The sequence below is a fragment of the Roseibium aestuarii genome, assembly GCF_008477545.1.
GTDB classification, from domain to species: domain Bacteria; phylum Pseudomonadota; class Alphaproteobacteria; order Rhizobiales; family Stappiaceae; genus Roseibium; species Roseibium aestuarii.
Map to the genome: position 1 here is coordinate 1,562,592 of NZ_VORA01000001.1, position 14,848 is coordinate 1,577,439.

Annotated in this window: 14 protein-coding genes; 9 read left to right on the forward strand and 5 right to left on the reverse strand. The window is 64.6% G+C overall.

Features of this window, described 5'->3' with window-relative positions; translation table 11 throughout:
- Positions 1 to 30: 30 nt before the first annotated feature.
- From FR728_RS06635 to FR728_RS06655, 5 genes are all read left to right on the forward strand, one after another.
- The gene (locus FR728_RS06635; RefSeq protein WP_149891794.1) at positions 31 to 876 is read left to right on the forward strand and encodes a CpsD/CapB family tyrosine-protein kinase; all 846 of its coding nucleotides are present in this window, start codon (positions 31 to 33) and stop codon (positions 874 to 876) included.
- 387 nt (positions 877 to 1,263) lie between these two features.
- Positions 1,264 to 1,977 carry a VPLPA-CTERM sorting domain-containing protein gene (locus FR728_RS06640; RefSeq protein ID WP_149891795.1) on the forward strand — a complete coding sequence of 238 codons (714 nt, stop codon included), beginning with the start codon at positions 1,264 to 1,266 and terminating at the stop codon, positions 1,975 to 1,977.
- A 494-nt stretch (positions 1,978 to 2,471) separates the two neighbouring features.
- A complete protein-coding gene (locus FR728_RS06645) occupies positions 2,472 to 3,320 on the forward strand; it encodes an ExeA family protein (RefSeq protein ID WP_149891796.1) in 849 nt (282 codons plus the stop codon).
- A gap of 84 nt (positions 3,321 to 3,404) precedes the next feature.
- Positions 3,405 to 3,860 carry a transglycosylase SLT domain-containing protein gene (locus FR728_RS06650; protein WP_149891797.1) on the forward strand — a complete coding sequence of 152 codons (456 nt, stop codon included), beginning with the start codon at positions 3,405 to 3,407 and terminating at the stop codon, positions 3,858 to 3,860.
- Positions 3,857 to 4,816 (forward strand): cation diffusion facilitator family transporter, encoded by a 960-nt coding sequence (locus tag FR728_RS06655; protein WP_149891798.1) that lies wholly within the window; start codon positions 3,857 to 3,859, stop codon positions 4,814 to 4,816. Before FR728_RS06650 ends, FR728_RS06655 begins: the two co-directional genes overlap by 4 nt.
- 90 nt (positions 4,817 to 4,906) lie before the next feature.
- On the opposite strand, the gene hydA is transcribed toward FR728_RS06655, so the two are convergent.
- The 5 genes from hydA to FR728_RS06680 form a co-directional block, all read right to left on the reverse strand.
- Complete coding sequence (gene hydA, locus FR728_RS06660) at positions 4,907 to 6,328, reverse strand: dihydropyrimidinase (RefSeq protein WP_244304395.1); 1,422 nt, start codon at positions 6,326 to 6,328, stop codon at positions 4,907 to 4,909.
- A 28-nt stretch (positions 6,329 to 6,356) separates the two neighbouring features.
- Positions 6,357 to 7,634, reverse strand: coding sequence for a cysteine desulfurase-like protein (locus tag FR728_RS06665; RefSeq protein ID WP_425280843.1), 1,278 nt, complete (start codon positions 7,632 to 7,634; stop codon positions 6,357 to 6,359).
- Between the two features lie 29 nt (positions 7,635 to 7,663).
- On the reverse strand, positions 7,664 to 8,413 hold the full coding sequence (locus FR728_RS06670; protein WP_149891800.1) for an amino acid ABC transporter ATP-binding protein: 750 nt from the start codon (positions 8,411 to 8,413) through the stop codon (positions 7,664 to 7,666).
- Entirely contained in the window at positions 8,413 to 9,084 is a 672-nt protein-coding gene (locus tag FR728_RS06675) for an amino acid ABC transporter permease (protein WP_149891801.1), read from the reverse strand. The genes FR728_RS06670 and FR728_RS06675 overlap by 1 nt, the downstream gene beginning before the upstream one ends.
- 119 nt (positions 9,085 to 9,203) lie before the next feature.
- The gene (locus FR728_RS06680) at positions 9,204 to 10,001 is read right to left on the reverse strand and encodes an ABC transporter substrate-binding protein (RefSeq protein WP_149891802.1); all 798 of its coding nucleotides are present in this window, start codon (positions 9,999 to 10,001) and stop codon (positions 9,204 to 9,206) included.
- A gap of 157 nt (positions 10,002 to 10,158) precedes the next feature.
- Here FR728_RS06680 and FR728_RS06685 point away from each other — a divergent pair, with 157 nt between their 5' ends.
- The 4 genes from FR728_RS06685 to FR728_RS06700 all read left to right on the forward strand — a co-directional run bounded on the left by FR728_RS06685 (position 10,159) and on the right by FR728_RS06700 (position 14,820).
- On the forward strand, positions 10,159 to 10,848 hold the full coding sequence (locus FR728_RS06685; RefSeq protein ID WP_149891803.1) for a FadR/GntR family transcriptional regulator: 690 nt from the start codon (positions 10,159 to 10,161) through the stop codon (positions 10,846 to 10,848).
- A 190-nt stretch (positions 10,849 to 11,038) separates the two neighbouring features.
- Complete coding sequence (locus tag FR728_RS06690) at positions 11,039 to 11,896, forward strand: sterol desaturase family protein (RefSeq protein WP_149891804.1); 858 nt, start codon at positions 11,039 to 11,041, stop codon at positions 11,894 to 11,896.
- A 246-nt stretch (positions 11,897 to 12,142) separates the two neighbouring features.
- A complete protein-coding gene (locus tag FR728_RS06695; protein ID WP_149891805.1) occupies positions 12,143 to 12,589 on the forward strand; it encodes a (2Fe-2S)-binding protein in 447 nt (148 codons plus the stop codon).
- A 14-nt stretch (positions 12,590 to 12,603) separates the two neighbouring features.
- Positions 12,604 to 14,820 (forward strand): xanthine dehydrogenase family protein molybdopterin-binding subunit, encoded by a 2,217-nt coding sequence (locus FR728_RS06700; RefSeq protein ID WP_149891806.1) that lies wholly within the window; start codon positions 12,604 to 12,606, stop codon positions 14,818 to 14,820.
- Positions 14,821 to 14,848 lie beyond the last annotated feature (28 nt).

Below are 14,848 nucleotides of genomic sequence, written 5' to 3' on the forward strand. Positions count from 1 at the left end.
GCCGTCATCGATTTTTCGGAGTAATTTCAAGTGCAGCACATCAAGAACGCTCTTGAAAAGGCCCGGCAGGCAACGCCCGGCCTGGGTGCCTTTTCGGCAGCACCGGTTGCGGGAACGGTGAGCGCGGGAGAGGCCGTTCGGCGACCCGAGGTGGCTCCTGTGCCTGTCGTCGAAGAGCCTGCGGAGAAGCTTCGCATCGTCAAGCTCGATCCGACCCATCTGGAGCGTCGGCGCATTATTGCCCGCTCCATGAAGGACCCGAACCATGTATCGTTCAATCATCTGCGGACGCGAGTGCGCAAGACCATGCAGGACAATGGCTGGACGTCTCTCGCCCTGACGTCTCCGACACCGGCCTGCGGCAAGACGATGGTGACGCTCAATCTCGCGTTCAGTCTCGCGCGTGAGCCTGGGATCCGCACTGTCGTGGTGGATCTTGACCTGAAGAAGCCGGCCGTGGCCTCGACCCTCGGTGTCCGTCCGACCGGGTCGATCGGGCGTTATCTCCTCGGCGAGCAGGACGCACGCGATTGTTTCGTTCAGGTGGATCCCAATCTGATTGTCGGTCTCAATGCCGGGCATATTTCCGCGTCGTCCGAACTCATCCAGGGCGCGCGCATCCAGGAACTCTTCAATTACATCTACACGGCCCTCAAGCCCGAGCTCGTGCTCTTCGATCTTCCGCCCATGAAGAGCACGGATGATGCGATCGCCCTGCTGCCGCACATCGATACGGCGCTTCTGGTGGTCGCCGCGGGTCAGACCACCACGGCAGAGGTCGATGAGTGTGAACTGCAGATGAGTGAGTTGAACAAGCTGCTGGGTGTGATCCTCAACAAGAGCGAAGATCTTCCGAGCAAGTATTACTATTACTGAGCAAGACGGCTTGGAGAGCCGGCGTCTGGGGTGAGCCCGGCGCCGGCTTTTTCGTGCGCAACTGCCTGCAGTTGTGCGCGGGCAGAGCTCCATCTCGCGCCGTCCTCCCACTTCGCTGCCCTGTGGCCGACAGGCGGGGCTGCGAAAAAGCAGGACGGCGAGGGCCTTGCCAATACACTGAACTCTCAGCGCCTTTTTTGGCTAGATGCGGGTACTCGAGTCCCAAGGTAAAAATACCATACGTCTACGTTACTTTTAAAGAAGAGCCTTGGGTGGAAAGGTGTTGTTGTTTACGTTGTTTCAATATATTTCTGGGGTGCGGCGGGAAGTTGTGGTACACCCTCTCAGGTAGTGCTGCGTAAATTTTCTAGAAAGTGAGATTTTATCATGAAATTGAAACTCCTGGCCGCTGCGGCCCTGACTTCGGTCATGCTCGCGAGCGCTGCAAGCGCCGCTCCTGTGACTCTCACCAAGCAGTCCTCTGACGTCTTTGGCGGCGGTGGCAATGCGGGTGTCAAGGTGGAACTGGGTCGCAATGACTACACGGCACAGGCCGGTGGCTTCCGGCTCACCGATGGTGTCAACAACATCATCGCCTGGTGTCTCGATCTGTCGAACTCTCTGAGCTTGCCGGGCAACTACAACACCACCGAAACCCCGTTCTCCAACAGCTACGGACTGACCTCCACCCAGAAGGCCAATGTCGAGAAGCTGTTTGCCGCGAACTACGCGACCCTGGATCTCAACAGCAATTCCCAGTCCGCTGGTTTCCAGCTGGCGCTCTGGGAGGTGCTTTATGAGACCTCGAGCACCTTCAGTCTGCTGAATGGCGCTTTTGAAGCTGTCACCCGTGGGCGGGACGCGACCCCGTCCAGTGTCGTGGGCTTTGCCAATCAGTTCCTGAGCAATCTGAGCGGCGCCACGACCGGCAAGTATGCCTTCACCTATTATGAAGGCGTGAACGGCCGCAAGGGCAGCCACTCCCAGAACCTGGTCAGCGTGACGCCGGTGCCGCTTCCGGCCGCAGGCGCTCTGCTCGGCTTCGGTCTCGTCGGCCTCTATGGCATGAGCCGTCGCAAGACCCGCGGCGCTGCTGCCTGAGTGTACATGACGCTTCGGCCCTGCGTATCCGGGCCTGAGTGGGGAACAGGGGTCGGAACCGCAGGGTTCCGGCCCTTTTCCATGTCTGTTCTGGACAACGCACCTCCCAAGCGCCGGGAGGGCGGTGACGCGAGGAGCGTGGCGGCAGGGCAGGGCAAGCGCCGGTCGACGTCGCTGGCGCTCCAGACCTGGCGGATCGCGCGATGGAGATTTCGGCGCACGATGCCGTGCAGCACCATCCGACACCTGTCGGGACAATCGATCATCAAGTGTGTCCTGCGTGTTCTGTCTCGACCGTTTCCGCAGCGCCCACTTAACCCTTTCTCCACCATGGGCTTGAATGATGACCCCCAGGGCGCGTATTGAAGAGGGGCGTGGCGCGGCCTGTCTCTGGCCCTCGGTGTGCGAAGCCTCTCCCTTCGCCGGTCGAGCCCGTTGCCGCCGATTTTTAAAGTGTTGCCTGACGGCCAGTCACCCTGACATTGGGGTCATTCATGTATGAACCGTTTTACAGCCTGCTGAGAAAGCCCTTTGCCCTGATTCCGGATCCCCGGTTCATCTATTGGGGCGGGCCGCACAGCATGGCCTATGCCATGCTCGAGTATGGCATCGTCAATCACGCCGGCTTCACGGTCATCACCGGCGAAGTCGGGGCCGGCAAGACAACGCTGATCCAGCATCTGCTCGACAAGCTGCCCGGCGACATCTGCGTGGGCCTGCTCAGCAACACCGGCGGCGGCGGCGAGCTGCTGGAATGGGTGCTCATGGCCTTCGATCAGGAATTCGATGGCGGCAGCCGCGTGGTCCTGTTCAAGCGCTTCAAGGATTTCCTCACCCGCCAGTATGAGCTGGGGCGCCGCACGGTGCTCATCGTCGACGAGGCGCAGAACCTTGGCGCTGAGGCGCTTGAGGAGCTGCGCATGCTGACCAACGTCAACAGCCATGCGCGGGAACTGCTGCAGATCGTGCTCTCCGGCCAGCCGGAGCTGAAGGAACTGCTCGCGTCCCCCAGCATGAAGCAGTTCGTGCAGCGCGTGTCCTCCGACTTCCATTTGCCCTATCTCTCCAAGCCCGACGAGGTCGCGAGCTACATCGATCACCGGCTGCGGGTTGCAGGCGCCAAGCGCACGCTCTTCACGCCGGAAGCCAGCGAGATGATCTTCCACGCGACCCAGGGCACGCCCCGTCTCATCAACCTGCTCTGCGACACGGCGCTTCTCTACGGCTATTCGACTGAGGCCCCGGAGATCGGGCGCGAGATTGTGGAGCGCGTGCTGGAAGACAAGCGTCGCTTCGGTGTCTTCCCCATGCCCGGAGAGCAGAAGGTCCGCGTCGCCACCTGACAGCAGACCCGGGCACATGGGTGGAACCGGGGTGCATCTCTGCCGTTCATCTCCGTGATACGTCCTGTCACCGGAGATCCACAGATGCGCCTCTGGGCCTGCCTCGGCCTTTCCCTTTTGCTTCCCCTGGCTCTGGCCGCCTGCAACTTTCCCCAAGATCCTGAGGAGACCCTGGACAAGGTCCGGGGCGGAGAGCTTGTCGTCGGCGTCAATGGCTCGTCCAAGGCGGACCCGGCTGCTGGGCTTGAGAACCCGCGCGAACGGGCCATCCTCACCCGCTTCGCAGAGCGCCTCGACGCCAGGATCGTCTTGCGCCATGACGAATTTCATCAGCTTGCCGCCGCACTGGAGGAAGGCGAGGTCGACCTGATCGCGGGCGATTTACCGGAGACGACGCCCTTTGCCACCCGGCTCGGCCTGTCCCGGCCCATGTCCGAAACCCGGCTGCGGGGCGAGACGGTGAAGACGGTCTTTGCCGTCCGAAAGGGCGAGAACCGGTTCCTCAGCCTGCTTGAGACCGTGGCGGGAGAGGTGAAGTGAGCGCAAAGACCTCCTATCCCCCTTTGCCTGAAGACAAGCGGGCGGCGCTGCGCAAGGCGGTCCGCATCGAGATCTGGACGCTCGGCTTCCTGGCGAGCATCGTTGCCGTGATGTATTTCATCATGGGGTCGAGCCAGGCCATGAAGACCGCGTGGATCGAGGATCTTCTCAGCCTTTTGCCGCCCTCGCTGTTCCTGCTCTCGGCCTGGGCAGAACGCAAGCCTCCTTCCGAGCGCTTCCCCTTCGGCTTCCACCGGGTGGGCTCCCTCGGCTTCTTTGCCGCCGCCTGCGCGCTGCTCGTCATGGGCGTCTTCCTGCTCTACGAGAGCATCACCACACTGGTGCGGGCCGAACATCCGACCATCGGAACGGTCGAGCTCTTCGGCGAAACCATCTGGCTCGGCTGGCTGATGATGGCAGGTCTCGCCTATTCAGTGATCCCGCCAGTCGTGCTCGGCCGGATGAAGAAGCAGCCGGCACAGAACCTCTCCGACAAGATCCTCAGCACAGATGCGGACATGAATGCGGCCGATTGGCAGACGGGGCTGGCCGGCATTGCGGGCATTGTCGGCATCGGCCTTGGCTTCTGGTGGGCCGATGCGGCCGCCGCCCTCATCATTTCCTTCTCCGTTCTCAAGGACGGGATCAGCAACTGCAAGATCGCGCTGGCCGAACTGCTCGACGGCGCGCCGCGCAAGCTGGATGCGGACGAGATCCATCCTGTGGCAGAGGCCTTGAGAGAAGAGCTCAGGCTCCGCTATCCCGGCCATGACGTGCGGCTGCGCGAGACCGGACGCTTCATCCGGGCCACAGTCGTTCCCTCGCTGGATCATGAGATCTGTGACGAGCTGCGCGCAGCTCTGGGGGGCAGCGACGAAGCCTGGCGCGTGACCGAGGTAAGCCATGTGCTGACCGACAGCCTCGCCGAGGCGCGGCCCAAGGCTCCGGTGATCTGATCTGCAGAGATCAAAAGACCCGGCCCGTCGGATAACGGACCGGGTCTCTCGTTCAGGGTTTGCGACCAGGTGGCCGCCAGAGGCCTTGCCTCAGACGCGCGAGCCGGTGAGGGGAGAGCGGGCGCGCGGCACATAGCGGCCGGCCCCTTCATCCACCAGAGCGCCTTCGCTCATCACGGTCTTGCCCCGGACCAGCAGCCGCACCGGCCAGCCGGTGATCTCCATGCCCTCATAGGGCGTGTAGTCGGTCCCGTGCTGCAGCATGTCGTTGGTCAGAACCTGCTGGCGCCTGGGATCCCATAGGGCGATGTCCGCATCCGCGCCGACCGCGATGGTCCCCTTCTGCGGGTACATGCCGTAGAGCTTGGCGTGGTTGGTGGAGGTCAGCGCCACGAAGCGGTTGAGATCGATGCGCCCCTTCACCACCCCCTCGGAGAAGAGAATGGGCAGTCGGGTCGCAACGCCCGGAATGCCATTGGGGATCCAGCGGAAGGTGCGCTTGCCCTTCTCGTTGAGCTTGCCTTCCGGATCATCGAAGCGGAAGGGGCAGTGGTCGGAGGAGAACAGGTCGAAGACGCCCTGTTCAAGCCCTTCCCAGCAAGCGTCCTGGCTCGGCTTGTCGCGGGGCGGCGGAGAGCAGACGAATTTCGCGCCCTCCAGCCCGTCCAGATCCAGATCGTCGGCGGTCAGCACCAGATATTGCGGGCATGTCTCGCCGGCGATTTTCTGGCCCCGGACGCGGGCGCGGCGGATCTCTTCCATCGCTTCCCGGTTGGAGACATGGACGATGACGATCGGCACATCCACAATTTCGGCCAGAGACAGGGCGCGGTGGGTCGCTTCCCGCTCGGCCGCCACGGGGCGGGTGGTGGCGTGGTATTTCGGCGCCGTCAGTCCCTCTTCCTCGTGCCGGCCGATGAGATAGCGGATCGCATCCTCGTTCTCGCAATGGACCATGACGAGGGCCCCGGTGCGCCGGGCGCTGTCCAGGGTCGCCAGGATCTCGTCATCGCGCAGCCGCAGCCCCTCGTAGGTCATGAAGACCTTGAGCGAGGTGTAGCCGTCCTCGACCAGGGCAGGGAGCTCCTGTCCCAGCACTTCCGGCGTCGGATCGGTGATGACCATGTGGAACGAGACGTCCACATGGCACTTGCCCTCGGCCTTGCCGTGATAGTCCTTCAGCGCCTCGCGCAGGGGCTGGCCCTTCTCCTGCATGCAGAAGGCCAGAACCGCGCTGTTGCCGCCGATGGCGGCCGAGCGGGTGCCGCTGTCGAAATCATCGGCCATGACAATGCCCTCGCCGGAGGGCTGGTCCAGATGCACGTGGCTGTCGATGCCGCCGGGCATCACGTAGAGCCCGGTGGCGTCGATGATCTCCGTGTCCGGGCCGGCGCTGGCAGAAAGGCCCTCCGCAAGGGCGACGATGCGCCCTTCGCGGATCCCGACGTCGCTGCGGAACGTGTCGCTGGCGGTCACCACCGTGCCGTTCGCGATCACCGTGTCGAATGTCATCCTGTCCATCTCCTGTCCTGCCGCGGCCTCAGCTGGCCTGACGCAGGCCGGTGTCGCCCGCCAGGATCCGATCGAGGGCTGCGGTGAATCGGTCCACTTCCTCAAGGGTGTTGTAGTGGACCATGGAGACGCGCACCATGCCGCCCAGATCGGTCAGGTCGAGATATTCGGCCAGGCGACGGGAGTGGAAGTCGCCGAAGCGGATGGCGATCCCTTCCGCGTCCATGGCCTTGCAGATCTCGCCCGCGTCGCGGCCCTCGAAGCGGAAGGCAATCGTCGGCACCCGGGTGCTGTCCCGGTTAACGCTCTGGCCGATGATGCGGCAGTCGTTGCGGGCCCGCAGATAGGCGAGAAGCCGCTCGGTCAACGCATCCTCCTGGGCGGTGATCGCGCCATAGGCCGCGACGATCAGGTCGCGGGTGCTGCCCGTGGCTCCGGCGCGTCGCCCCAGCTCGCACAGATAGTCGACGATGCCGCAGGTGGCATAGGCGAGTTCGTAATTCGGGTTGCCCGGCTCCAGCTTGCCCGGAATTTTGTCCTTGCCGTAGAAGTAGTGATAGAGCGTGTCGAGCTCGGCCAGATAGTCGTAACGCCCGTACATCATGGCAAAATGCGGACCGTAGGTCTTGTAGAGGCTGAAGACGTAGTAATCCACGTCGAGCGCCTGCACGTCGACGGCCCGGTGCGGGGCATAGGCCACCGCATCGACGCAGATGCGCGCGCCGCGGGCGTGGACGAAATCGGCAAAGCTGCGGATCGGGTTCACGGAGCCCAGGATGTTGGAGCAATGGGTGACGCAGACGAGCTTCGTCCGCTCGCTCATCAGGGGCTCCAGATCCGCCAGATCCAGCGTCAGCGTCTCCTTGTTGACCGGCCAGAAGCGCAGCACGATGCCCATGGCCTGCAGCCGGTCCCAGGGGCCGATGTTGGATTCATGGTCGCCGCTGCTGACGATGATCTCGTCACCCGGCTGCAGCTGGCTCTGCATCGCCTTGGCCAGGTTCTGCAGCAGAACGGTGGTGGAGCTGCCGAAGACGATCTCCTCCGGGCGGCTGGCATTGACCAGATCCTTGCCCGCGACACGGGCTTCGTAGAGAGCGGCCGCCGCATCGCGCGACACGTCATAGGTGCCGCCGATCTGCACGTTCTTCTCGATCAGGAAGGTGTTGATGCGGGCCAGCGCCGGGGCGACGATCTGCGACCCGCCGGCATTGTCGAAGAAGGTCCAGCCCCGGTCCAGGCCGGGAAACTGGCTGCGGGCATAGGCGAGATCGAGAGCGGAAGTTTGGGACATGGTCTGCGCCATTGCTGGCGTCCTCCGTTTGACGTGTGTTCTTAGTGATTGAGGACGGCGCGCAGGAAACCGCGCGTCCGTTCATGGCTGGGCCGGTCGAAGATCTCTTGCGGGGTGCCGGCCTCCACGAGGCGGCCACCATCCATGAAGATCACCCGGTCGGCGACCTGGCGGGCAAAGCCCATCTCGTGGGTCACCACCACCATGGTGACCCCGGTGCCTGCGAGCTGGCGCATCACGTCCAGCACCTCGCCGACCATTTCCGGGTCGAGCGCCGAGGTCGGCTCGTCGAAGAGCAGCACCTTCGGCTCCATGGCCAGCGCCCGGGCAATGGCGACGCGCTGCTGCTGTCCGCCGGAAAGCTGGCCGGGGAACTTGTCCGCCTGTTCGGCAATGCCCACGCGGGCCAGAAGCTCGCGGGCCTTGCGCTCGGCCTCTGCCGCAGACGTGCCGCGCACCCGCATGGGCGCCAGCATCACGTTGCGCACCACGCTCATGTGCGGGAACAGGTTGAAGGACTGGAACACCATGCCGACTTCGGCCCGGACCTGAGCCAGCGCCTTGCCCGGCTCGACGCGAATGCCGTCGACCGTGATGGTGCTGTCGGGGGAGAAGGCCTCCAGATGGTTGATGCAGCGGATGAGCGTGGACTTGCCCGAACCGGACGGGCCGATCACGCAGACGACCTCGCCCTCGGCGATGTCCAGGTCGATCCCGTGCAGCACGGTGAAGGCATCATAGGCCTTGACCAGTCCGCGAATGGAGATGAGGGGGGCGGTTTGGGTGGTCATCAGCTGCGTCCCCGGCTGAAGTGTTTCTCGAGGCGGCCGACAATGGCGACCATGGGCCACAGCAGGGCCACGTAGATGAGGGCGGCACCGATCAGCGGCGTCGGATTGGCCGACAGCGCCTGCGCCTGGGTCGCCTGCTTCAGAAGGTCCGGCATGGCGACCACGGAAGCAAGGGCGGTGTCCTTGAGCACGTTGATGCAGTTGTTCGTCAGCGGCGGAATGACGATGCGGATCGCCTGGGGCAGCACCACATCCACCATCGTGTGGCGGTTGGAGAGGCCAAGCGCCGCCGAGGCCTCGAACTGACCCTTCGGGATCGCCTCGATGCCGGCGCGGAAGATCTCGGCCGTATAGGCGGCAGACACCAGCGACAGGGCGGTGACGGCGGAGAGGAAGGGCGACAGCCGGATGCCGACGAAGGGCAGGGCGTAATAGACGACGATCAGCAGGACGAGGAGCGGAATGGAGCGGAAGATGTCGATGTAGACCCGGATGAGCCCGCGGGCGAACCCGGGCGCATAGAGGCGGGTCACCGACAGGAACAGGCCGCCGATCAGGCCGCAGATGATGCTGGTGATGCCGATCTGCAGGGTGACCAGCAGGCCCTGAAGCAGCTGGGGCAGGCTCGCCAGCAGCACCGGGCCGTTGAAGAAGGTATTGAGAAGGTTCATGCCGAAAGGATCCCCGGGCAAGGCTGGACGATCCGGCCCGGCGGAGAGGCGCCGCCGGATCGTCCCTTGAGGTGTCAAAGCGGCCGGTCGTCCCGCGTGCGGTGACCGGCCGTCCGGACTTACTTGAGCTTCGGCATGTCGAGGATGGAGACGGTGGAGGTGGTTTCCTCGGCCGGAGCACCGAACCAGGTCTCGTGCAGCTTCGCGATGAAGCCTTCCTTCTTGAGCGTCGTGATGATCTCGTTCACTTCCGTCGCGAGCGGATCATCCTTGTTGAACATGATGGAGTACTTCTCGCCGGTCGGGATGCGTTCCACGACCTTCAGCTCCGGCTTGTCCTTCACGTAGTAGAGCAGGGCCGGGATGTCGGAAATGTAGCCGTCCACGCGGCCGGCCACCAGGTCGAGCATGGCCGGAGCCAGGCCTTCGTAGCGGCGGATCTCGGACAGGCCGACGTCGCCCTTGTGCGCTTCGGCCCACATGTCACCGGTGGAGCCGGTGTCGACGCCGACAACCTTGCCGGACATGCCCTTCAGGCCCTCGATGCCCGACGCGGCAGTGACGGTCAGAGACTGGTCGCTGTCATAGTAGGGCTGGGCGAAGGTCACGGATTCCAGGCGCTTCTCGGTGATGGTGATCGAGGAGATCGCCATATTGATGCGGCCGGACTGAACCGCCGGGAAGAGGCCGTTGAAGGGCGTGTTGACGAATTCGACGGACTTGCCGAGACGGGCTGCGATCTCGTTGACGAGATCCACTTCGAAGCCGGTCACCTTCCCGCTGGCGTCTTCGAATTCCCACGGCACGTTGCCGATGTTTGCGCCGACGGTCAGGTCGGCGGCATGCGATGCGGTCGCGCCGAAGGCGGCGACGAGGCCTGCGAGCAGGATCCCCTTGAAGCTGGTTGCGCTTGTCATGACTGTTCCCCTTGTGTTTTGAACATGACTCACTGTATGGCTGGTCCAACTGGTCAGACCAGTTAGACCAAACAAGCATGGCGGTTTGGACTTTGCAAGATGGCTCATGAAAAATAGAGTGCACCTGCGAACAGATGCCTGGGAGACGGGACGGAAGATGCTGAACAAGACCCTCGTGCCGCAATCGGTGGTCCGGGAAATCCAGGCGATGATCCAGTCCGGAACCCTGAAGGCCGGAGAGAAGATTCCCTCCCAGCGCGAATTTGCCCAGAAGTTTGGCATCAGCCGGGCCTCCTTGCGCGAGGCGCTGCTGACGCTGGAGACCCTGGGCCTCGTCAAGACCGAGGCCGGGCGCGGCACCTATGTGACGTCGGGTCCGGGGGCGTCGTCGTCCGGCATGGCCCCCTGGCGCTATTCCGACATTCATTCCGCCTTCGACGTGTTCCAGACCCGCCTTATGCTGGAAGGGGAGATCGTGCGCCTCGCCGCCGGCCGTCTCACCCAGATGGATCTGGATGCCCTGCAGCGGGCCACCACCGCCATGGAGGAGGCCTGGGAGGCGCAGGATCTGGTCGCCAATGTCGAGGCGGATCTGGAATTCCACAAGACCATCGTTTCGGCCTGTTCAAATTCCATGCTCAAGGCGCTCTATCAGACCGTGCGCGACCAGCTGGTGGAAACCCAGCGCCAGCCGATCCCCATGACGGATCCTGAGCGCATGAAGCAATCGATTGCCGAGCACCGGCGCATCATCGAGGCCCTGCGGGCCAATGACGGGGCAGGCGCGCGGCGCGAGATGGAAACCCACATCCGCAACACCGCCCGCTGCGCCGGCCTGGATCCCTGAACCCAGATCCCTGACCCCCGTCCCCCGTTCCTGAGTCGCCGGTTCCGAGCCCGGATCTCCGGACACCGGCGCAGCTGCCCGCAGCGCGCATTGGGGCCGCCTGCCATTGAAGGAAGGGGACCCGCGTCCTATCATCGGGCTGCGGCCCTCTGCTTTCGCCGCAGCCAACCGATGCGGATCCGATCCACTCATGGGTGACATGCTCCTGACCCACGAACCCGTTCTGCGCCTGTCCGTTTTCCTCGGCGTTCTGGTGGGGATGATGCTGTGGGAACTGGCCGCGCCCCGCCGCCGCCTGGAGATCCCCCGGGTGCTGCGCTGGACCAACAATCTGGCGCTGGTGGCGATGGACACGGCCCTCTTGCGCCTGACGTTTCCGGTTCTGGCCGTCGGTGTCGGCGTCCTGGCGCAGGACAAGGGTTTCGGCCTCTTCAACATGGTCGAGCTGCCCGGCGCGCTGGCCTTTTGCGCCGGCATCCTGCTCCTTGATCTCGCCATCTATCTCCAGCACGTGCTCTTTCACGCGGTCCCGGCCCTTTGGCGGCTCCACCGCATGCATCACGCTGACCTCGATTTCGACGTGACCACGGGCCTGCGCTTTCATCCCCTGGAAATCCTGCTCTCCATGGGGATCAAGCTGGCGGTCGTGGCAGCACTCGGGCTGTCCCCCGTCACGGTCCTCGTCTTCGAGATCCTGCTGAATGCCACCGCGCTCTTCAATCACTCCAACATCCGCCTCAGCCCCTCTGTCGACCGGTGGCTGCGGCTGGTGCTGGTAACGCCGGACATGCACCGGGTGCATCACTCGGTCGATCCGCGCGAGACCAACTCCAATTACGGCTTCTCCGTGCCCTGGTGGGACCGGCTGCTCGGCACCTATGTGGCCCAGCCGGCGCTTGGGCACGAGTCCATGCAGATCGGCATCGAGCAGTTTCGCGAGCCCGCTGACCTGCGCCTTGACCGGATGCTGATTCAGCCGCTGATCGGACCCGCCAGCGGCCACGCGCTCGATGTCTCCGGTGAGCATCGCGACGGCTCCCGCGACTGATCCTCGCGAGTGATTGCCACGATTGATGAATGCCGTTCAGCATAACGCTGAGCGAACGGCCCCTAGTCCGCGGGCAGTCTCACGCCATATCGGGTAAACGCTTCGGTGCACTCCCGAAGCCTTGATCAAGAATTGACCCGCCGGTCCGGCGGGAGAGGGCAGAGGCCTCCGTTTCCCGGGGACGCCGCGATCCGCATCGGATCGTGCCGGGGGTGGAGTGCGCCCATCCGAGCGAGGAGAGGATCCATGCAACTGAACATTAATGGGGCGATGCAGCAGGTCGATGTGGAGCCGGATACCCCGCTGCTCTGGGTGCTGCGCGACACGCTGGGCATGACCGGCACGAAATACGGCTGCGGCCTGGCCCAGTGCGGTGCCTGCACCGTGCTGGTGGATGGTGTGGCAACCCGCACCTGCGTGACCCCGGTGGAGGCGGTCGAAGGCTCCGAGATCACCACCATCGAGGCCATCGGCAATGACCCGGTCGGCCGCAAGGTGGTCGAGGCCTGGGTCGACAATCAGGTCCCGCAATGCGGCTATTGCCAGTCGGGTCAGGTCATGGCGGCCACCTCGCTTCTGAAGGAAACGCCGAACCCGACCGAAGAGGACATCGCCGCCGCGATGACCAATCTGTGCCGCTGCGGCACCTACAACGCCATTTCCGCCGCCGTGCGGCAGGCCGCCGAAGCGTGAGGGGGGACCGGTTCATGAAACACTCCGTAGAAGCGGCCCGTCCGCTCAACCTGTCCCGTCGCGGCTTCCTGGCCGGAACGGGCGCGCTGGTGCTTTCCGTGTCCGTGCCCATGGGCAGTGCCCGGGTGCAGGCCCAGCAGGCAACGCCGGCCGCCGCCGGCACCCGCATCGAGGCCTTCCTCGAGATCCTTCCCGACAGCACCGTGAAGTTCCGCAGCGCCTTCGTCGAAGGCGGGCAGGGCATCTACACCGCCATGGCCCAGATCGTGGGCGAGGAACTGGATGTGGAGCCGGCCAACTTCCATGTGGAAACCGCGCCTCCCGGCCCGGACTACCTGCTGATCGGCGGCCAGATGCGCTTCACCGGCGGCAGCATGTCCGTGCGCACCAGCTATGACGCCATGCGCAAGCTCGGCGCCTCCGCCCGTGCCATGCTGCTTGAGGCGGCCGCGGCCGAACTCTCCGTGCCGGTCTCGGAACTGACCACCGAGCCGGGCAAGGTCGTCCACGCCGCTTCCGGTCGGTCGCTGGCCTACGGCGATCTTGCAGAGGCAGCCTCCGCACTTCCCGTGCCCGAGACGGTCGAGCTCAAGGCCCGCGAGGACTTCCGCTACATCGGCAAGCCCGAGAAGCGCGTCGACGTTCTGGCCAAGTCCACCGGCAAGGCCCAGTATGCCATCGATCTCAAGGTGGACGGCATGCTCTATGCGGCCGTCCAGCACGCCGGCCGCCTCGGTCAGAAGCCCGTCTCCCTGACCAACGAGGCGGAGGTTGCCGCCATGCCCGGCGTCCACTCCCTGCACAAGCTGAAGGGCGCGGTGGCCGTCGTCGCCGACAGCTGGTGGCGCGCTCGCCGCGCCGTCGAGACTCTGGAAGTCGAATGGGCCGAAGCGGGGGAGGGCACGCCCTTCGTCATGCCGGCGGACTATTCCACCGCTGCCCACATGGAGAAGCTCAAGACCACGGAAGGCGAAGGTCTTGCCTTCGAGAGCGAAGGCGATGCCGCGGCCGCTCTGGCCTCGGCCACCCGCAAGGTCTCGGCCGTCTATGACGCACCGCCGCTGGTTCATGGTCAGCTGGAGCCGCCGTCCGCGCTCGCCCGCTGGAACGGCGATGGCACCCTGGAGCTCTGGCTGCCCAACCAGGCCCCGGAGATGTTTCAGGCCGATGCCGCCAAGATCGCCGGCGTCACTCCGGACAAGGTCATCATCCACTCGCCCATGCTCGGCGGCTTCTTCGGCCGTCACTTCCTCTATGCGGCTGCCAGCCCCTATCCCCAGGCAATTGCCCTGTCGAAGGCTGTCGGCAAGCCGGTGAAGGTGCTCTGGAGCCGCGAGGAAGAGTTCCTGCGCGATGCCCAGCGCCCCATGGGTGTTGCCCGCTTCGAGGCGGCTCTCGACGATGCGGGCCAGCCGGTGGCGCTCTCCGCCGTCACCGTGGGCGAAGGTCCGATCGGCCGCTGGTTCGGCCGTCAGCCCGACAAGGTGGACAGCTCCACCGTGGAAGGCATTGCCGGCAAGCCTTATGCGATTGCCAACCGGCGCGTCGGCAACATCCTGGTGGAAGATCCGATGGTCATCGGCTTCTGGCGCTCTGTCGGTCACTCGATGAATGACTTCTTCTACGAGACCTTCTTCGACGAAATGGCCGACGCGGGCGAGCAGGATCCCTTCGAGCTGCGCATGAAGCTGCTGGAGGCAAGCCCGCGCCACAACACCCTGCTTCAGGCGGTGGGCGATCTGTCGGGGGGCTGGAAACGCGGTCCTTTCGAGGCGGAAGACGGCAGCCGCCGGGCCCGTGGCGTGGCCATGGCCTCGCCCTTCGGCTCGGAAGTCGCAACCATCGCGGAAGTCTCCCTCGAGGATGGGGAAGTGGTCGTCCATGACGTGTGGGTGGCCATTGATCCGGGATCCATCGTCAATCCGGCGATTATCGAATCCCAGGTCAATTCCGCCGTGGCCCTCGGTCTGTCCTCGGCGCTCCTCGAAGGCGTCACCTATGTGGACGGCATGCCGGAGGCCCGCAACTACGACCTCTATCCCATCCTCTCGCCCGAGCGCATGCCGAAGGTGCATGTGACGATCGTCGAGAGCGGGGCGCCCATGGGCGGCATCGGCGAACCGGGCCTGCCTGGCGTGCCGCCTGCGGTGGTCAACGCGGTCGCGGCCCTCACCGGCACCCGCATCCGCAGCCTGCCCCTGTCGAAGCACGACCTGACCGCCAAGGGCTGACGCCCCGCACGGTTGATCCTTGCGACGA

Coding starts and splice junctions, on each gene's coding strand:
- FR728_RS06695 (WP_149891805.1), top strand. CDS start 12,143: ATGCAACTGAACATTAATGGGGCGATGCAGCAGGTCGATGTGGAGCCG.
- FR728_RS06680 (WP_149891802.1), bottom strand. CDS start 10,001: ATGACAAGCGCAACCAGCTTCAAGGGGATCCTGCTCGCAGGCCTCGTC.
- FR728_RS06675 (WP_149891801.1), bottom strand. CDS start 9,084: ATGAACCTTCTCAATACCTTCTTCAACGGCCCGGTGCTGCTGGCGAGC.
- FR728_RS06650 (WP_149891797.1), top strand. CDS start 3,405: ATGCGCCTCTGGGCCTGCCTCGGCCTTTCCCTTTTGCTTCCCCTGGCT.
- FR728_RS06645 (WP_149891796.1), top strand. CDS start 2,472: ATGTATGAACCGTTTTACAGCCTGCTGAGAAAGCCCTTTGCCCTGATT.
- FR728_RS06690 (WP_149891804.1), top strand. CDS start 11,039: ATGGGTGACATGCTCCTGACCCACGAACCCGTTCTGCGCCTGTCCGTT.
- FR728_RS06700 (WP_149891806.1), top strand. CDS start 12,604: ATGAAACACTCCGTAGAAGCGGCCCGTCCGCTCAACCTGTCCCGTCGC.
- hydA (WP_244304395.1), bottom strand. CDS start 6,328: ATGACATTCGACACGGTGATCGCGAACGGCACGGTGGTGACCGCCAGC.
- FR728_RS06670 (WP_149891800.1), bottom strand. CDS start 8,413: ATGACCACCCAAACCGCCCCCCTCATCTCCATTCGCGGACTGGTCAAG.
- FR728_RS06665 (WP_425280843.1), bottom strand. CDS start 7,634: ATGGCGCAGACCATGTCCCAAACTTCCGCTCTCGATCTCGCCTATGCC.
- FR728_RS06640 (WP_149891795.1), top strand. CDS start 1,264: ATGAAATTGAAACTCCTGGCCGCTGCGGCCCTGACTTCGGTCATGCTC.
- FR728_RS06685 (WP_149891803.1), top strand. CDS start 10,159: ATGCTGAACAAGACCCTCGTGCCGCAATCGGTGGTCCGGGAAATCCAG.